Source organism: Pseudomonas sp. NY15463, assembly GCF_048068415.1.
GTDB lineage: Bacteria > Pseudomonadota > Gammaproteobacteria > Pseudomonadales > Pseudomonadaceae > Aquipseudomonas > Aquipseudomonas mosselii_C.
The window spans coordinates 331,089-348,173 of sequence record NZ_JBLUQD010000006.1; the positions used below are offsets into that span (position 1 = coordinate 331,089).

The 17,085-nt window shown below is 62.9% G+C and carries 17 protein-coding genes; 14 read left to right on the forward strand and 3 right to left on the reverse strand.

Annotated features, from left to right (window positions below; all coding sequences use genetic code 11):
* Positions 1 to 32: 32 nt before the first annotated feature.
* Both ACNFIC_RS17415 and ACNFIC_RS17420 read left to right on the forward strand, forming a co-directional pair.
* Complete coding sequence (locus ACNFIC_RS17415) at positions 33 to 704, forward strand: response regulator (RefSeq protein ID WP_138220029.1); 672 nt, start codon at positions 33 to 35, stop codon at positions 702 to 704.
* Positions 697 to 2,076 carry a sensor histidine kinase gene (locus ACNFIC_RS17420; protein WP_416781510.1) on the forward strand — a complete coding sequence of 460 codons (1,380 nt, stop codon included), beginning with the start codon at positions 697 to 699 and terminating at the stop codon, positions 2,074 to 2,076. The genes ACNFIC_RS17415 and ACNFIC_RS17420 overlap by 8 nt, the downstream gene beginning before the upstream one ends.
* A 48-nt stretch (positions 2,077 to 2,124) precedes the next feature.
* Here ACNFIC_RS17420 and ACNFIC_RS17425 read toward each other — a convergent pair whose 3' ends face one another.
* Together ACNFIC_RS17425 and ACNFIC_RS17430 are read right to left on the reverse strand one after the other, a co-directional pair.
* Positions 2,125 to 2,931 carry an HDOD domain-containing protein gene (locus ACNFIC_RS17425; protein ID WP_138220031.1) on the reverse strand — a complete coding sequence of 269 codons (807 nt, stop codon included), beginning with the start codon at positions 2,929 to 2,931 and terminating at the stop codon, positions 2,125 to 2,127.
* Between the two features lie 55 nt (positions 2,932 to 2,986).
* Positions 2,987 to 3,928 (reverse strand): YgfZ/GcvT domain-containing protein, encoded by a 942-nt coding sequence (locus tag ACNFIC_RS17430; RefSeq protein WP_416781511.1) that lies wholly within the window; start codon positions 3,926 to 3,928, stop codon positions 2,987 to 2,989.
* A 134-nt stretch (positions 3,929 to 4,062) separates the two neighbouring features.
* Between ACNFIC_RS17430 and ACNFIC_RS17435 the strand changes: the two genes are divergently transcribed.
* A complete protein-coding gene (locus ACNFIC_RS17435; RefSeq protein ID WP_138220033.1) occupies positions 4,063 to 4,317 on the forward strand; it encodes a succinate dehydrogenase assembly factor 2 in 255 nt (84 codons plus the stop codon).
* Positions 4,301 to 4,753: a protein YgfX gene (locus tag ACNFIC_RS17440; protein ID WP_416781512.1), complete on the forward strand. Its 453-nt coding sequence runs from the start codon at positions 4,301 to 4,303 to the stop codon at positions 4,751 to 4,753. Before ACNFIC_RS17435 ends, ACNFIC_RS17440 begins: the two co-directional genes overlap by 17 nt.
* Before the next feature lies 1 nt (position 4,754).
* Here the strand turns inward: ACNFIC_RS17440 and nadB are convergent, their stop codons facing one another.
* Positions 4,755 to 6,359: an L-aspartate oxidase gene (gene nadB, locus ACNFIC_RS17445; protein ID WP_416781513.1), complete on the reverse strand. Its 1,605-nt coding sequence runs from the start codon at positions 6,357 to 6,359 to the stop codon at positions 4,755 to 4,757.
* 436 nt (positions 6,360 to 6,795) lie between these two features.
* Between nadB and rpoE the strand changes: the two genes are divergently transcribed.
* The 10 genes from rpoE (at position 6,796) to pdxJ (ending at position 17,051) form a co-directional block, all read left to right on the forward strand.
* Positions 6,796 to 7,377 carry an RNA polymerase sigma factor RpoE gene (gene rpoE / locus ACNFIC_RS17450; protein WP_008094990.1) on the forward strand — a complete coding sequence of 194 codons (582 nt, stop codon included), beginning with the start codon at positions 6,796 to 6,798 and terminating at the stop codon, positions 7,375 to 7,377.
* Positions 7,378 to 7,408: 31 nt separating this feature from the next.
* Positions 7,409 to 7,999 (forward strand): sigma-E factor negative regulatory protein, encoded by a 591-nt coding sequence (locus ACNFIC_RS17455; protein WP_138220036.1) that lies wholly within the window; start codon positions 7,409 to 7,411, stop codon positions 7,997 to 7,999.
* Positions 8,000 to 8,011: 12 nt separating this feature from the next.
* A complete protein-coding gene (locus ACNFIC_RS17460; RefSeq protein WP_416781514.1) occupies positions 8,012 to 8,977 on the forward strand; it encodes a MucB/RseB C-terminal domain-containing protein in 966 nt (321 codons plus the stop codon).
* A 200-nt stretch (positions 8,978 to 9,177) separates the two neighbouring features.
* A complete protein-coding gene (locus ACNFIC_RS17465) occupies positions 9,178 to 10,578 on the forward strand; it encodes a DegQ family serine endoprotease (RefSeq protein WP_416781539.1) in 1,401 nt (466 codons plus the stop codon).
* 422 nt (positions 10,579 to 11,000) lie between these two features.
* Positions 11,001 to 12,800 carry a translation elongation factor 4 gene (gene lepA / locus ACNFIC_RS17470; RefSeq protein ID WP_138221085.1) on the forward strand — a complete coding sequence of 600 codons (1,800 nt, stop codon included), beginning with the start codon at positions 11,001 to 11,003 and terminating at the stop codon, positions 12,798 to 12,800.
* A 5-nt stretch (positions 12,801 to 12,805) separates the two neighbouring features.
* Entirely contained in the window at positions 12,806 to 13,660 is an 855-nt protein-coding gene (lepB, locus tag ACNFIC_RS17475) for a signal peptidase I (RefSeq protein WP_138221086.1), read from the forward strand.
* Positions 13,661 to 13,820: 160 nt separating this feature from the next.
* Positions 13,821 to 14,510, forward strand: a complete 690-nt coding sequence (rnc, locus tag ACNFIC_RS17480; RefSeq protein WP_138221087.1) for a ribonuclease III — start codon at positions 13,821 to 13,823, stop codon at positions 14,508 to 14,510.
* Positions 14,503 to 15,405 carry a GTPase Era gene (gene era, locus ACNFIC_RS17485; RefSeq protein WP_138221088.1) on the forward strand — a complete coding sequence of 301 codons (903 nt, stop codon included), beginning with the start codon at positions 14,503 to 14,505 and terminating at the stop codon, positions 15,403 to 15,405. The genes rnc and era overlap by 8 nt, the downstream gene beginning before the upstream one ends.
* A 177-nt stretch (positions 15,406 to 15,582) precedes the next feature.
* Positions 15,583 to 16,266 carry a DNA repair protein RecO gene (gene recO / locus ACNFIC_RS17490; protein WP_138221089.1) on the forward strand — a complete coding sequence of 228 codons (684 nt, stop codon included), beginning with the start codon at positions 15,583 to 15,585 and terminating at the stop codon, positions 16,264 to 16,266.
* A gap of 62 nt (positions 16,267 to 16,328) precedes the next feature.
* Entirely contained in the window at positions 16,329 to 17,051 is a 723-nt protein-coding gene (pdxJ, locus tag ACNFIC_RS17495) for a pyridoxine 5'-phosphate synthase (protein WP_416781540.1), read from the forward strand.
* The last annotated feature ends 34 nt before the right edge of the window (positions 17,052 to 17,085 follow it).

The window sequence follows — 17,085 nt, forward strand, 5'->3', positions numbered from 1 at the left end:
CGCCACCGACCCACCCGAGCAGGGAGAATCCGATGCGTGTGCTGCTGGTCGAAGACCACCTGCAACTGGCCGAAAGCGTGGCCCAGGCCCTCAAGAGCCAAGGCCTGACCGTGGACGTCCTGCACGATGGCGTGGCCGCCGACCTGGCCCTGGCCAGCGAGGATTACGCCGTGGCTGTACTGGATGTCGGCCTGCCACGCATGGACGGCTTCGAGGTGCTGGCGCGTCTGCGTGGGCGTGGCAAGACCTTGCCGGTGCTGATGCTGACCGCGCGCAGCGATGTCAAGGATCGGGTCCACGGGCTCAACCTTGGCGCCGACGACTACCTGGCCAAACCGTTCGAATTGGCCGAGTTCGAAGCGCGGGTCAAGGCCCTGCTGCGGCGCAGCGTGCTCGGTGGCGAGCGCCAGCAGCGCTGCGGCCCGTTGGTCTACGACCTGGATACCCGGCGCTTTAGCCTGGAAAACGACCCCCTGACCTTGACCCAGCGCGAGCAGAGTGTGCTCGAAGCTTTGATCGCCCGACCGGGGCGGGTGATGAGCAAGGAGCAATTGGCCGCCCAGGTATTTGGCCTGGACGAAGAGGCCAGCCCTGACGCCATCGAGATTTACATCCATCGCCTGCGCAAGAAGCTCGATGGCCAGCCGGTGGCCATCGTCACGTTCCGCGGCCTGGGTTACCTGCTCGAGCACCGCGATGCGTGACAACGGAAGCCTGCGCGGTCGTTTGCTGGGCAACCTGGCGCTGTTGCTGGTGGTGCTGATGCTGGCCAGCGGCTTGAGCGCCTACTGGAACGGCCGCGAAGCGGCCGATACCGCCTACGACCGCACCCTGCTGGCCTCGGCGCGGACCATCGCCGCCGGCCTTTCGCAACGTGACGGCACCCTCAGTGCCGACGTGCCGTACGTGGCCCTGGATACCTTCGCCTACGACAGCGCCGGGCGTATCTACTACCAGGTGCTGGACATCAACCAGAAACTGATCTCCGGTTACGAGCGCCTGCCACCGCCACCGCCGGGCACACCGCGCACTGACGACTATCCGGCCTTGGCGCGTTTCTACAATGCCACCTATCTGGGTCAGGACGTGCGGGTGGTGAGCTTGCTCAAGGCGGTCAGCGAGCCGAACATGAACGGCATGGCCGAGATCCGCGTCGCCGAAACCGAAGAGGCGCGGGTGCGCATGGCCCGCAGCCTGATGGCCGATACCCTGCTGCGTCTGGGCATGCTGGCGCTGGGTGCGCTGGGGCTGGTGTGGTTCGCCGTGAGCGCCGCCCTGCGGCCGTTGGAGCGCCTGCGCAGTGCCGTTGAGGAGCGCCAGCCTGACGACCTGCGTGCCTTGCCGGTGGTGCAGGTGCAACGCGAGCTGGGGCCGTTGGTGCGTGCGCTCAATCACTTTACCGAGCGCCTGCGAGGCCAGTTCGAGCGTCAAGCGCAGTTCATCGCCGATGCCGCCCACGAGCTGCGTACGCCGTTGGCGGCGCTCAAGGCGCGGGTGGAGCTTGGGTTACGTTCCAAGGCGCCCGAGGAGTGGCGTCAGACCTTGGCGTCCGCGGTACAAGGGACCGATCGGCTCACCCACCTGGCTAATCAGTTGCTGTCGCTGGCGCGGGTCGAGAACGGCGCTCGGGCCATCGCCGAAGGCGGCGCCCAGCGTCTTGATCTGAGCCAACTGGCGCGCGAGCTGGGGATGGCCATGGCGCCGTTGGCCCATGCCCGTGGCGTGGCCTTGGCGCTGGAGGCGCAGGCACCTGTATGGCTCAAGGGCGAGCCGACCCTGCTCAACGAACTGCTGAGCAACCTGGTGGACAACGCCTTGGCTCACACCCCTGCCGGAGGCGATGTGATCCTGCGCGTGTTGGCGCCAGCGGTGCTGGAGGTCGAAGATGATGGCCCTGGTATCCCTGAGGGCGAGCGCGAGCGGGTGTTCGAGCGCTTCTACCGGCGCAGTGCCCAAGGCAGCGGCTTGGGCCTGGCGATTGTCGGGGAGATCTGCCGGGCGCATCTGGCGCAGATCAGCCTGCACGATGGTGAGCGAGGCGGGTTGAAGGTACGGGTGAGTTTCATCGCCGATTGAGCGGCGTGCCTGCGTTGTAGTGCGCGGCGCCCAGGTCGGACAGCGCTTTCAGCGCAACATGCTGCGCGCGTCCAGCAACTCGTCCATCTCCAGCTCGGTGCCGAAGGGCAGCCCAAGGTGTCGGTAGGCGGGCAGGGCGGCGAGCGGACGGCTGCGCCCGCGCTGGCTGATGCAGCGGGCGATCTGGACCACGTCGATGTAGTCGATCTGGTCGGTGCGCCGATCGAGGTCCTGGACCTGGCTGGGCAGGTTCACCAGTTGCTCGGGGAACTCCCAGGCGCTGAGGATCTTGTCACCCAGCGCCGGCTGGATCTGCTCGATCACATAATGCAGGCAGACCGGGTCCGAGAGCAGCTCGTTGTGCTCCTCGGCGTAGATCAGTACCGGCAGGGCGCCGATCTGGTGAACCAGCCCGCCCAAGGCCGCCTGGTCGGGTTTGAGTGTGGTGTGGCGTCGGCATACTTCGTAGCTGATGCCTGCAACTTCAAGGCTATTGGTCCATATATCGCGTAACTTCGTTTCGACTGCCGGCGCTCGTGCGTGGAAGATCTGCTCGATCACCAGACCGATGGCCAGGTTGCTGCTGTAGTTGATGCCCAGCCGTGTGATGGCGGTATGCAGGTCGGTGACCTCGACGGCGGCGCGCAGCAGCGGGCTGTTGACCACCTTGATCAGGCGCGCCGACAAGGCGGCGTCGCGGCCGATCACTTTGCTCAGGGCCGAGACACTGATCTCGCTGTCCTCGGCCGCCTCGCGGATGCTCAGGGCGACCTCTGGTAGGGTCGGCAGGACCAGGTCGTCGTTGTCGATGGCTGCCAGCAATTGTGCTTGGACCATCTCGGCCAGCTTGTTCATGGGACTTCTCTACCGCAAAGGTGGTGCGGCCCCGCAGGCAGGCGGGGCGGGCTGGTCAGCGCTGGATTTCCCGGTCGCGGTCCAGTTCGTAAGGCAGGTCGAGCAGTGTCAGGCGTGGGCCTTGAAGGTCGCCCAGGTGCAGGTTGTCGTCGGCCACCGCCTCGGCGCTGAGCACCGCCAGCAGCTCGATGCCATGACCGGTGGACGCGGCGATCACCACCTCGCCGACCGATGAACCGTGAGTAGGCGAGAAGATCTCGGCGCCCGGTGCCGGCAGCTCGGTCTGCTCTAGGGCCAGGCGGTACTGGCGACGCTTGAGCTTGCCCAGGTACTGCATACGCGCGACGATTTCCTGCCCGGTGTAGCAGCCTTTCTTGAAGCTCACGCCATCGACTGCTTGCAGGTTGATCATTTGCGGGATGAACAGCTCGCGGGTCGGGCCCATTACCTGGCCAATGCCTGCGCGCACCTGGCCGAGCAGCCAGTCGTTGAGCGTGCCTTCGGGCAGTGTGGCGGCGAGCTGTTCACGCACCTGCGTGGCCTGTTCGGCGGCCACCCACAGCTCGGCGCGCTGGGCGCTGGCGCGGATGGCGAACAGGCGTTCATGGCGAACCGTCGCCCCCGGGCTGTCCGGCAGGGCCAGGCCCAGTGCCTGCAACGCGCTATCGCCGTGTTGCAGGCCGAAGCGTACCCAGGCGGCGCTCTCGTCGGTGAGGGTGGCTTTGGAGAACACGGCGTACTTCTTGAGGTCGGCCAGTTGCGCTTCGAGCAGCTCGCTGGCCATCGCCAGGAGGTAGCCGTTGCCCTCAGGCACGATGCGGAAGCTGGACTGCATGCGCCCCTTGACCATGCAGCGTGCGCCCAAGCTGGCATACGCGTCGCTGAGGTAGTTGATGTTGCAGGTCAGCTGGCCTTGCAGGAATTTGCCGGCATCGGAGCCGCGGACGGCGAGGACGCCCTCGTGGGCGAGCGTACAGAAGAAAGCGGAATCGGCCATGGGTCATCGCGGTGGCTTAAAGACTGGCGGTCATCATAGAACGGCGGTAACAAAATAGGTAGGTGACTAGACCAACGCCCGGTGTCGCTTCGTCTGCGTCGCGGTATACTGCGCGACCATTCGAGGAGGGCCCCATGGTCGAACAAACTGAACTCAATCGGCTTTTCTGGCACAGCCGTCGTGGCATGCTGGAACTGGACGTGCTGCTGGTGCCTTTCACCCAGGAGGTCTACCCCACCCTGAGCGAGACCGACCGCGAGCTGTATGTGCGCCTGTTGAGCTGCGAGGATCAGGACATGTTTGGCTGGTTCATGGAGCGCACCGAGTCCGAAGACCCCGAGCTTCAGCGTATGGTGCGGATCATTCTGGACCGTGTTCAGCCCAAGTGATGGTTTCGAGTGCCACTGGCACGGCTCGCGCCGGCTGTTGGTGCTCTACCTCGCATGCCAGGCTCTGGCGCTGGCGGCATTGTGGCTGAGTGCTCTGCCTGGGTGGGTATGCCTGGCTGTACTGGGCGCCTGCGTTGCCCACGCGGGCTGGGCCATTCCCCGTCGTATCCTGTTGAGTCACCCGCACGCCATCACGGGGCTACGCCGCGACGCGCTTGGCTGGTGGGTGTTCAGCCGTTCGCAGGGGTGGCAGTCGGTGCGCTTGCGCCGCGACAGTGTTGCGGTGCCACGCTGCGTGGTGCTGCGTTTCGCCCGTGAAGGGCGCTGGTGGACTGAATCCCAGTGCATCGCGCAGGATGCACTGGACCTTGAGCAGCACCGCCGTTTACGGGTCAGGCTCAAGTTCGGTCGGCGCCGCTGGGCATGCGGCGCCTGATTCAGGTCGGGCTGAGAACCGTATCCACCGCCTTTGGCAGCATGCCTGGATAATCCAGGGTGTAATGCAGTCCACGGCTTTCCTTGCGCTGCATCGCCGAGCGGATCATCAGCTCGGCCACCTGGGCCAGGTTGCGCAGTTCGATCAGGTCGCGGCTGACCTTGTAGTTGCTGTAGAACTCGTCGATCTCGGCAAGCAGCATGCGTACCCGGTGCTCGGCGCGTTGCAAGCGCTTGCTGGTGCGCACGATGCCCACGTAGTCCCACATGAATCGCCGCAGCTCGTCCCAGTTGTGGGCGATGATCACATCCTCGTCAGAATCGGTGACTTGGCTTGCGTCCCAGCAGGGCAGGGCGCGTGGCATGCCGACCGCTTCCAGGTGCGCCTGGATGTCCGTCGCGGCGGCGCGGCCATACACGAAGCATTCGAGCAATGAGTTGCTGGCCATGCGATTGGCGCCATGCAGGCCGGTAAAACTGGTCTCGCCAATCGCGTAGAGCCCCGGCACGTCGGTGTGGCCGCGATCGTCCACCATCACGCCGCCACAGGTGTAATGCGCCGCAGGTACTACCGGGATGGGTTGACGGGTGATATCGATGCCAAAGGTCAGGCAGCGCTCGTAGACGGTGGGGAAGTGGCTCTTGATGAAGTCGGCCGGCTTGTGGGTGATGTCCAGGTACACGCAATCCACACCCAGGCGCTTCATCTCGTGGTCGATGGCGCGGGCGACGATGTCGCGTGGGGCCAGTTCTTCACGGGGGTCAAAGCGCGGCATGAAGCGCTCGCCATTCGGCAGGCGCAGCAGGGCGCCTTCGCCACGCAAGGCTTCGGTGATCAGGAAGCTTTTGGCTTGCGGGTGGTACAGGCAGGTGGGGTGGAACTGATTGAACTCAAGGTTCGCTACCCGGCAGCCTGCACGCCAGGCCATGGCGATGCCGTCGCCACAGGCGCCGTCTGGGTTGCTGGTATACAGGTAGACCTTGGCTGCGCCGCCGGTGGCCAGTACGGTGAAGCGCGCGCCGAAGGTGTCCACTTCGCCACTGTTGCGGTTGAGCACGTAGGCCCCCAGGCAGCGTTCGCCCGGCAGGCCGAGGCGGCGCTCGGTGATCAGGTCGACTGCCACGCGCTGCTCCAGCAGCTCGATGTTCGGGCGCCGACGAGCTTGCTCGAGCAACGTGGTGAAAATGGCTGCCCCGGTCGCGTCGGCGGCATGGATGATGCGCCGATGGCTGTGGCCGCCTTCACGGGTTAAGTGAAATTCGAAACCGCCGTCGTCGACACTGGCGTGTTCGTCGCGGGTGAACGGCACGCCTTGTTCGATCAACCATTCGATGGCCTGGCGGCTGTTCTCGACGGTGAAGCGAACCGCGTCTTCATGGCACAGGCCGCCGCCTGCGTTGAGGGTGTCCTCGACATGCGACTGCACCGTATCGGTGTCGTCCAGCACCGCGGCTACGCCGCCCTGTGCCCAGAAGGTCGAGCCATTGGCCAGGTCACCCTTGCTCAGTACGGCAATACGCAGGTGATCCGGGAGGTTCAGTGCCAGGCTGAGACCGGCGGCACCACTGCCGATCACCAGGACATCATGTTGGAATTGTTGGCTCATGTCGGGACACTAGTAATCTTCGAAGGGGGCACGGCACAATAGTCGCGCGCAGATGGCATTGTGAAACTATCGTGAAGCCTTGCCGGGATGCCTTTATAGCAGCCCTGGGTGCCTGATTTCCAATGGCACCTGCGAGGCTCGGGCGATCTTTTTGGGAACTTTCCTACAGCCCTGGAAATCCTAAGAAGGCTGCCCGCACGCCACAGTTTGCCGCGGCGACGCAGGGCGGCAGCTCTATCTTGGGCTGGCACCTGTGTAATGAAACCAGATTATCGACGCAGTCGGCGCTGACCGTTCTGCGACTTTCGTGTGAGCCGACCAAGGGCCGCAGGAAACTTGCTTGGAGGGGAGAACTTTTGCGTAAAGCCCGAGTCTATGGTTGCAAGCCTGAGCGATGGCTGCTGCAACGCTCCTTCGAGCTCATTGAGGAGTGTTCATGCTAACCCAGGAAGAGGATCAGCAGCTTGTCGAGCGCGTGCAGCGTGGCGACAGGCGAGCGTTCGATCTGTTGGTGCTGAAGTACCAGCACAAGATTCTCGGGTTGATCGTGCGTTTCGTACACGACACCCATGAAGCGCAAGACGTGGCGCAGGAGGCCTTCATCAAGGCCTACCGGGCGCTGGGGAATTTCCGTGGTGACAGCGCGTTCTATACGTGGTTGTACCGCATCGCCATCAACACGGCGAAGAACTATCTGGTGTCCCGTGGAAGACGGCCGCCAGACAGTGATGTTAGCTCCGAGGATGCGGAGTTTTACGACGGCGATCATGGTCTCAAGGATCTCGAGTCCCCAGAGCGCTCGTTGTTGCGGGATGAAATCGAAGGCACTGTCCATCGCACCATCCAGCAACTGCCGGAAGATTTGCGTACGGCCCTGACGCTGCGCGAGTTCGATGGTCTGAGTTACGAAGACATTGCCAGCGTCATGCAATGTCCAGTGGGTACCGTGCGCTCTCGAATCTTCCGCGCTCGGGAGGCCATAGACAAAGCCCTGCAACCCCTGTTGCAGGACACCTGAGACAGCGGCGACAGCCAAGAGAGGAACCGCCATGAGTCGTGAAGCTTTGCAGGAATCGCTGTCCGCGGTAATGGATAACGAAGCGGACGAACTGGAACTGCGTCGCGTGCTGAATGCCGCCGACGATGCCGAAACCCGTGCCACCTGGTCGCGTTACCAGGTAGCGCGTGCGGCGATGCACAAGGAATTGCTGCTGCCTAAGCTGGATATCGCCTCGGCGGTTAGCGCAGCGTTGGCCGATGAGGCCGTGCCGGCCAAGGTCAAGCAGGGCCCATGGCGCAGCCTCGGCCGTCTGGCCGTTGCAGCCTCGGTCACGGTTGCCGTACTGGCAGGCGTACGTTTCTACAACCAAGATGAGATCAGCGGCGCCGAACTGGCCGCGCAGCAGCCTGCCCAGCAAGGTCTGAGCATGCCACAGGCGCAAGGACCGGCCGTGCTGGCAGGTTACAGTGAAAGCAGCGAACAACCGACCGGCCCGATGGCTAACGGTGTGTTGCAGAACCAAGCCGGCTGGGATCAGCGTCTGCCAGGCTACCTGCGTCAGCATGCCCAGGAGTCTGCGCTCAAGGGCACCGAGACCGCTCTGCCTTACGCACGCGCCGCTAGCCTGGAAAATCGCTAATTAAGGAGGATCATGCGCGCGCTCCCTCTCCTGTCGCTGCTGCTCGGCAGCAGTCTGACGGTGCAGGCCCTGGCGGCCAATTCCTCGCCCGAGGCCAGCGAATGGTTGAACAAGCTGGCGCGGGCAGAACAGACGCAGAGCTACCAGGGTTCGTTCGTCTATGAGCGCAATGGCAGCTTCTCCAGCCACGATATCTGGCACCGCGTCCAGAATGGCAAGGTCAGCGAGCGGCTATTGCAGCTCGACGGCTCGGCGCAGGAGATCGTACGCGTCGATGGTAAGGTGCAATGCGTGAGCGGTGCACTGGCCAGCGGCGTGGGTATTCCTCCCGATTCGGCTGCGCGTGTGCTCGATCCCCTGAAGCTGATGAGTTGGTACGACCTGAGTGTCGCGGGTAAATCCCGCGTCGCCGGGCGCGATGCGGTGATCGTCACGCTCACCCCGCGCGACCAGCATCGCTACGCGTTCGAAATGCACCTCGATCGCCAGACCGGCCTGCCGCTGCGCTCGTTGATGATCAACGACAAGGGGCAGTTGCTTGAGCGTTTCCAGATGACGCGCCTGGACACCGAGGATGCGCTCAGCGATGCCGACCTGACCGGCAGTGCTGCCTGCAAGCCTGTCGAAGCGGTGCCCACTACGACCGCTCAAGCTGTCGCGGGATGGCGATCGGACTGGCTGCCCCCTGGTTTCGAACTGATCAACAGCAGTGTGCGTCGTGATCCGGCGCGCAAGAGCACGGTTAGCAGCCTGATGTACGACGATGGCCTAGCGCGCTTCTCGGTGTTCCTTGAGCCGGTCGCCGACGGTGCGGGTGCTGACACGCGCGCGCAATTGGGGCCGACCGTGGCGGTTTCGCGCCATCTCACTACCCCCAAGGGCAAGATGATGGTAACCGTGGTGGGGGAGATTCCACTGGGTACTGCCGAGCGCGTGGCGTTGTCGATGCGCGCGCAAGATGCGCAGGCGCGTCAATGACGGCGCGCCTTCTGACAGCTTCTGTTACACAGAGCTGACATGAAATTAAAGCATTGTCATTTGCAATCCAGCGGCAAATTTTCTATAGGTCAGGCTTCTCGGAGTCTGGCCTTTGCTGTGTGTGCAGGGGTCTAACTGCTAACTACGCTCGTTGTGACGGGAGCCGTATGTCAATACCACGCTTGAAATCCTACCTATCGATGTTCGCCGCCGTGCTGATGCTCGGTCAGGTGCTCACCGCCCAGGCCGAAGAATCGCTGCCGGACTTCACCACGCTGGTCGAGCAGGCCTCGCCTGCGGTAGTCAACATCAGCACCAAGCAGAAACTGCCGGATCGCCGCGTCGCGGCTGGGCAGATGCCCGACCTCGAAGGCTTGCCGCCGATGTTCCGCGAGTTCTTCGAGCGCAACATGCCGCAGCAGCCGCGCACGCCCCGTGGCGACCGCCAGCGTGAAGCGCAGTCGCTGGGCTCAGGTTTCATCATCTCCAGCGATGGTTACGTGCTGACCAACAACCACGTGGTCGCCGACGCCGACGAGATCATCGTCCGCCTGTCCGACCGCAGCGAGCTGCAAGCCAAGCTGGTGGGCACCGATCCACGCACCGACGTAGCCCTGCTCAAGGTCGACGGCAAGAACCTGCCGACCGTCAAATTGGGCGATTCCGAGAAGCTCAAGGTGGGTGAGTGGGTGCTGGCCATCGGTTCGCCGTTTGGCTTCGACCATTCGGTGACCAAGGGTATCGTCAGCGCCAAGGGACGTACCCTGCCTAACGACACCTATGTGCCATTCATTCAGACCGACGTGGCGATCAACCCAGGTAACTCTGGCGGCCCGCTGTTCAACATGAAGGGCGAAGTGGTGGGGATCAACTCGCAGATCTTCACCCGCTCCGGTGGCTTCATGGGTCTGTCGTTCGCCATTCCGATCGACGTCGCCATCGATGTCTCCAATCAGCTCAAGAAAGACGGCAAGGTCAGCCGTGGCTGGCTGGGCGTGGTGATTCAGGAGGTCAACAAGGACCTGGCTGAATCCTTCGGCTTGGATAAGCCGGCCGGTGCGCTGGTTGCCCAGGTGCTGGAGAGCGGTCCTGCCGCCAAGGGGGGGCTGCAGGTGGGTGACGTTATCCTGAGCATGAACGGCCAGCCGATCGTCATGTCGGCTGACCTGCCGCACCTGGTCGGTAGCCTGAAAGACGGTGAGAAAGCCAAGCTGGAAATCATTCGTAACGGTAAGCGTCAGAACCTCGATGTGACCGTAGGCGCACTGCCGGACGACGATGCCGAGATTGCCGCCAGTGCCGAAGGCAGCACCGAGCGCAGCAGCAATCGCCTGGGGGTTGCGGTGTCCGACTTGACCGCCGAGCAGAAAAAATCCCTGGAGCTCAAGGGTGGCGTGGTCATCAAGGAAGTTCAGGATGGTCCGGCAGCGCTCATCGGCCTGCGTCCGGGCGATGTGATCAGTCACCTGAACAACCAGGCGATCGGCTCGGCCAAGGAGTTCACCGAGATTGCCAAGGAGTTGCCGAAGAACCGTTCGGTGTCCATGCGTGTGCTGCGTCAGGGGCGTGCGAGCTTCATTACCTTCAAGCTGGCTGAATAAGCCGGTATCGGGGTAGGAAAATTAAGCCAGTCAGTTAAGTCTTTGCAGTAGTTGGGGCCGCTTTGCGGCCCTTTCGCTGCACTAGGCCGCTCCTACAATGTCCGCGTAAGCCTGGGAAGTGTGTCGGCTTGCACAGTCGTGTAGGAGCGGCCTAGCCGGGGCGCCGGACCGGCCGGAAAGGGGCGCGCAGCGGCCCCATTGGCTGAACTCACTCGCATTACGCATTGGCTGCCCTTTTTCATGCGCGCAGGCCCGCTGGGCGCACGTTGCCGCCTTTTTGCCCCAGCATGGGGCACATGGGCTGGCCCAGGAGGGGGTGTACAGGCCGATAGAGGAATCTCCCATATCACTGCGGCTTGAGGTACAATTCCCGGCTATTTTTCGGCGGGCGTTCGGCTCGCAGCCTTTTCGAGTGTTGACCTGTGAGTGATTTGAGTCATATCCGCAATTTCTCCATCATCGCCCACATCGACCATGGCAAGTCGACGCTGGCCGACCGTTTCATCCAGATGTGCGGTGGCCTGTCGGCACGCGAAATGGAGGCCCAGGTCCTCGACTCCATGGACCTGGAGCGTGAGCGCGGGATCACCATCAAGGCCCACAGCGTCACGCTCAATTACAAGGCGCAGGACGGCAAGGTCTACCAGTTGAACTTCATCGACACTCCAGGCCACGTCGACTTCACCTATGAAGTCTCGCGTTCGCTGGCGGCCTGTGAAGGCGCGCTGTTGGTGGTCGACGCTGGCCAAGGTGTCGAGGCCCAGTCGGTCGCCAACTGCTACACCGCCATCGAGCAGGGCCTGGAAGTCATGCCCGTGCTGAACAAGATGGACCTGCCCCAGGCCGACCCGGACCGCGTCAAGGACGAGATCGAGAAGATCATCGGCATCGACGCCACCGACGCCGTGGCATGCAGTGCCAAGAGCGGCATGGGTGTGGACGAGGTGCTCGAGCGCCTCGTCCAGACCATCCCTGCACCGGAAGGCAACATCGACGCCCCCTTGCAGGCGCTGATCATCGACTCCTGGTTCGACAACTACCTGGGCGTTGTGTCCTTGGTACGCGTGCGCCACGGTCGCGTCAAGAAAGGCGACAAGATCCTGGTCAAGTCCACCGGCAAGGTGCACCTGGTCGACAGCGTCGGTGTGTTCACCCCGAAACACACCCAGACCGCCGACCTTAAAGCCGGTGAAGTTGGCTTCATCATCGCCAGCATCAAGGACATTCATGGCGCGCCGGTGGGTGATACCCTGACGCTGTCCAACACCCCTGAAGTCGAAGTGCTGCCGGGCTTCAAGAAGATCCAGCCGCAGGTCTACGCCGGCCTGTTCCCGGTCAGCTCCGACGACTTCGAGGACTTCCGCGACGCACTGCAAAAGCTGACGCTGAACGACTCGTCGCTGCAGTACATGCCGGAAAGCTCCGACGCACTGGGCTTCGGCTTCCGTTGCGGCTTCCTCGGCATGCTGCACATGGAGATCATCCAGGAGCGCCTGGAGCGCGAGTACGACCTGGACCTGATCACCACCGCCCCGAGCGTGATCTACGAGCTGGAACTCAAGACCGGCGAGACCATCGTCGTCGACAACCCGTCCAAGCTGCCGGACGTCTCGGCCGTGGCCGACTTCCGGGAGCCGATCGTCACTGCCACCATCCTGGTGCCTCAGGAGCACCTGGGTAACGTGATTACCCTGTGCATCGAGAAGCGTGGCGTGCAGCGCGACATGCAGTTCCTCGGCAGCCAGGTGCAGGTGCGCTATGACATGCCGATGAACGAGGTGGTGCTGGACTTCTTCGACCGCCTTAAGTCCACTAGCCGCGGCTACGCTTCGCTGGACTATCATTTCGACCGCTACCAGTCGGCCAACCTGGTCAAGCTGGACGTGCTGATCAACGGTGACAAGGTCGACGCCTTGGCACTGATCGTGCACCGTGACAACGCAGCCTACAAAGGCCGTGCATTGACCGAGAAGATGAAGGAACTGATCCCTCGCCAGATGTTCGACGTGGCGATCCAGGCAGCCATCGGCGGCCAGATCATCGCACGGACAACTGTCAAGGCGCTCAGAAAGAACGTACTGGCCAAGTGCTACGGCGGTGACGTCAGCCGTAAGAAGAAACTGCTGGAGAAGCAGAAGGCCGGTAAGAAACGCATGAAACAGGTCGGTAACGTGGAAATTCCACAGGAAGCCTTCCTCGCCGTGCTCAGGTTGGATAGCTAGGTCCTATGTCGCTAAATTTCCCGCTGTTGCTCGTCATCGCCGTAGCCGTGTGTGGCCTGTTGGGCCTGATCGACCTGCTGTTCCTGGCCCCGCGCAGGCGGGCGGCGATCGCCACCTACCAGAACAGCGTCACCCAGCCCGAAGTGGCCGTGGTGGAGCGCCTGAACAAGGAGCCGTTGCTGGTCGAATACGGCAAGTCTTTCTTCCCGGTACTGTTCATCGTGCTGGTGCTGCGCTCGTTCCTGGTCGAACCGTTCCAGATCCCTTCGGGGTCGATGAAACCGACCCTGGAAGTGGGCGACTTCATCCTGGTGAACAAGTTCTCCTACGGTATCCGCCTGCCGGTGATCGACAAGAAGGTCATCGAGGTCGGTGATCCACAGCGCGGGGATGTGATGGTGTTCCGTTACCCGAGTGATCCGAACGTCAACTACATCAAGCGTGTAGTCGGCCTGCCGGGTGACGAGATCCGCTACACCAACGACAAGCGGCTGTATGTCAATGGCCAATTGGTCGCTGAACAGCTTGTCGGGACCGAGCCTGGCACCCTGGGCAGCGCTGAGCTTTACAAAGAAAAACTGGGTGAAGCCGAGCACCTGATCCGCAAGGAAATGGCGCGCTATCGTATGCCGCCGGACCAGCAATGGAGTGTACCGGCTGGCCACTACTTCATGATGGGTGACAACCGCGACAACTCCAACGACAGCCGCTACTGGGATGACCCGAACATACCCAAAGCGCTGCACGGCATGGTTCCAGACCGCAATATCGTCGGCAAGGCGTTCGCGGTATGGATGAGCTGGCCAGAACCGAAACTGAGCCATTTCCCGAACCTGTCGCGGGTCGGCCTGATCCACTGAGCATCGACGGCGCTGTCTGCGGACAGCGCCGATTGCATTTCTGACATAGGCTGTGTTCTCAGGGAGCGAGAGATTTCGCCGTTTCCGGCGAAGACCACAGCCAAACCGTCTTTCAGGATGTTGATTTGAACAACGCGTTTAACACCACAGGGGAGGTCCGATGAGCGCCTCTCTTGCCCGCCTGGAGCGCAAGCTCGGCTACACCTTCAAGAATCAGGACCTGATGTTGTTGGCCCTGACCCATCGCAGCTATGCCGGGCGCAATAACGAACGCCTGGAGTTCCTCGGCGATGCCATCCTCAACTTCGTTGCTGGCGAAGCGCTGTTCGAGCGTTTCCCGCAAGCTCGCGAAGGCCAGTTGTCGCGTCTGCGTGCGCGGTTGGTCAAGGGTGAGACACTGGCCCGGTTGGCCCGTGGCTTCGACCTGGGTGAGTACCTGCGCCTGGGCTCGGGCGAACTCAAGAGTGGCGGTTTTCGCCGCGAGTCGATCCTCGCCGACGCGCTTGAGGCACTGATCGGCGCGATCTACCAGGACGCCGACATGCAGACCGCCCGCGAGCGCATCCTCGCCTGGCTGACCGACGAGTTCGACGGCCTGACGCTGGTGGACACCAACAAGGACCCGAAGACCCGCTTGCAGGAGTTCCTGCAGTCGCGAGCCTGCGAACTACCGCGCTATGAGGTGGTGGATATCCAGGGTGAACCGCACTGCCGGACGTTCTTCGTCGAGTGCGAAGTGGTCCTGCTGAATAAAAAAAGCCGTGGCCAGGGCGTGAGCCGGCGTATCGCCGAACAGGTCGCTGCCGCCGCCGCATTGATCGCCCTGGGCGTGGAGAATGGCAATGACTGAGAACACTTCGACCCGCTGCGGCTATGTCGCCATCGTGGGTCGCCCTAACGTGGGCAAGTCCACGCTGCTCAACCACATCCTCGGGCAGAAGCTGGCGATCACCTCGCGCAAGCCGCAGACCACTCGCCACAACATGCTCGGCATCAAGACCGAGGGTGAGGTGCAGGCGATCTACGTCGACACCCCCGGCATGCACAAGGCCAACGACAAGGCCCTGAACCGCTACATGAACCGTAACGCCTCGGCGGCTTTGAAGGACGTGGATGTGGTGATCTTCGTGGTCGACCGCACGCGCTGGACTGATGAGGACCAACTGGTGCTCGAGCGCGTTCAGTACGTCACCGGCCCGTTGATCATCGCGGTCAACAAGACCGACCGCATGGAAGAAAAAGCCGAGTTGATCCCGCACCTTCAGTGGTTGCAGGAGCAACTGCCGAATGCCGAGGTGATGCCGATTTCCGCGCAGCAGGGGCACAACCTTGACGCGCTGGAAGCGCAGATTGCCAAGCACCTGCCGGAAAACGACCACTTCTTCCCGGAAGACCAGATCACCGACCGCAGCAGCCGCTTCCTCGCTGCCGAACTGGTGCGCGAAAAGATCATGCGCCAGCTGGGTGCGGAGCTGCCGTACCAGATCACCGTGGAAATCGAAGAGTTCAAGCAACAGGGCCATGTGCTGCACATCCATGCACTGATCCTCGTAGAGCGCGACGGCCAGAAGAAAATCATCATTGGTGACAAGGGCGAGCGCATCAAGCGCATTGGTTCCGAGGCGCGCAAGGACATGGAAGTGCTGTTCGACGCCAAGGTGATGCTTAACCTGTGGGTCAAGGTCAAAGGCGGCTGGTCCGACGACGAGCGCGCCCTGCGCTCGCTGGGTTACGGCGACCTGTAAGCTTCTGGCCGCAGCTGTCTGGCCTTTGTAGGAGCGGCCTTGTGTCGCGAAAGGGCCGCGTAGCGGCCCCAAAATTTCAGCGTCGCTGCGCAGATTGCTGGGGCTGCTTTGCAGCCCTTGCGCGACACAAGGCCGCTCCTACAGGGTCAGCGACGCTCTCGGTCTGAGTGACACCCCATGGACCAACCCACCCCCCAACCGGCCTACGTGCTGCATAGTCGCGCCTATAAGGAAACCAGTGCCCTGGTGGACTTTCTCACCCCTCAGGGCCGTGTGCGTGCAGTGCTGCGCCGGGCACGGGGCAAGGGGGGCAGCCTGGTGCGACCATTCGTGCCATTGGAGGTAGAGCTGCGTGGGCGCGGCGAATTGAAGAACGTCGGGCGCCTGGACACCAGCGGTATCGCCGCCTGGCTGCATGGCGATGCGCTGTTCAGTGGCTTGTACCTCAACGAACTGCTGATGCGCCTGCTGCCAGCCGAAGCGCCGCATCCGGCGCTGTTCGAGCATTACGCCCTGACCTTGCAGGCCCTGGCCGCAGGCCGTGCACTGGAGCCGCTGCTGCGCTCTTTCGAATGGCGCCTGCTTGATGAGCTGGGCTACGCCTTTGCCCTGAACCACGACGTCAACGCCGCACCGGTGGTTGCCGAGGGCCTTTATCGTCTACAGGTGGACGCCGGGCTCGAACGCGTCGAGCTGTTCCAGCCTGGGCTGTTCAGGGGCACCGAACTGCTGGCCCTGGCTGACGCGGACTGGGACGCTCCCGGCGCCCTGCTGGCAGCCAAACGCCTGATGCGCCAGGCCCTGGCGGTTCATCTGGGGCCAAAGCCGCTGGTCAGTCGGGAACTGTTTCGCAAGCGCTGAGCACGACGTATGCTGTGGGCCTCAATCTTCAGGAGAGCCCTTTCGTGACTCACAGCAACCGCATGCTTCTTGGCGTCAACATCGACCACGTGGCGACCCTGCGCCAGGCCCGGGGTACCCGTTACCCTGACCCGGTCAAGGCTGCGCTGGACGCCGAGGAAGCGGGTGCCGATGGCATCACCGTGCACCTGCGCGAAGACCGTCGGCATATCCAGGAGCGTGACGTCTTGCTGCTCAAGGACGTGTTGCAGACCCGCATGAACTTCGAGATGGGTGTCACCGAAGAGATGATGGTCTTTGCCGAGAAGATCCGCCCGGCGCACATCTGCCTGGTCCCGGAGACCCGCCAGGAGCTGACCACCGAAGGTGGCCTGGATGTGGCCGGCCAGCAAGCGCGTATCAAGGCCGCAGTGGAGCGCCTGTCGCGCACGGGCGCTGAAGTGTCGCTGTTCATCGATGCCGACGAGCGGCAAATCGAGGCTTCGCGGCTTGTCGGTGCGCCGGCCATCGAGCTGCACACCGGTCGTTACGCCGATGCCGAAACACCCAGCGAGGTGGCGCAAGAGTTACAGCGCATCAAGGATGGCGTGGCCTTTGGCGTCGGTCAGGGCCTGATCGTCAATGCCGGTCACGGCCTGCACTACCACAACGTCGAGGCGGTCGCGGCCATCAAGGGCATCAACGAGTTGAACATCGGCCATGCGCTGGTGGCTCACGCCCTATTCGTTGGTTTCAAGGCGGCGGTGGCCGAGATGAAGGCACTGATCCTCGACGCTTCGCGCTGAACGGTCGATTTTGGGGCCCGTGAGGGCCCTGCCA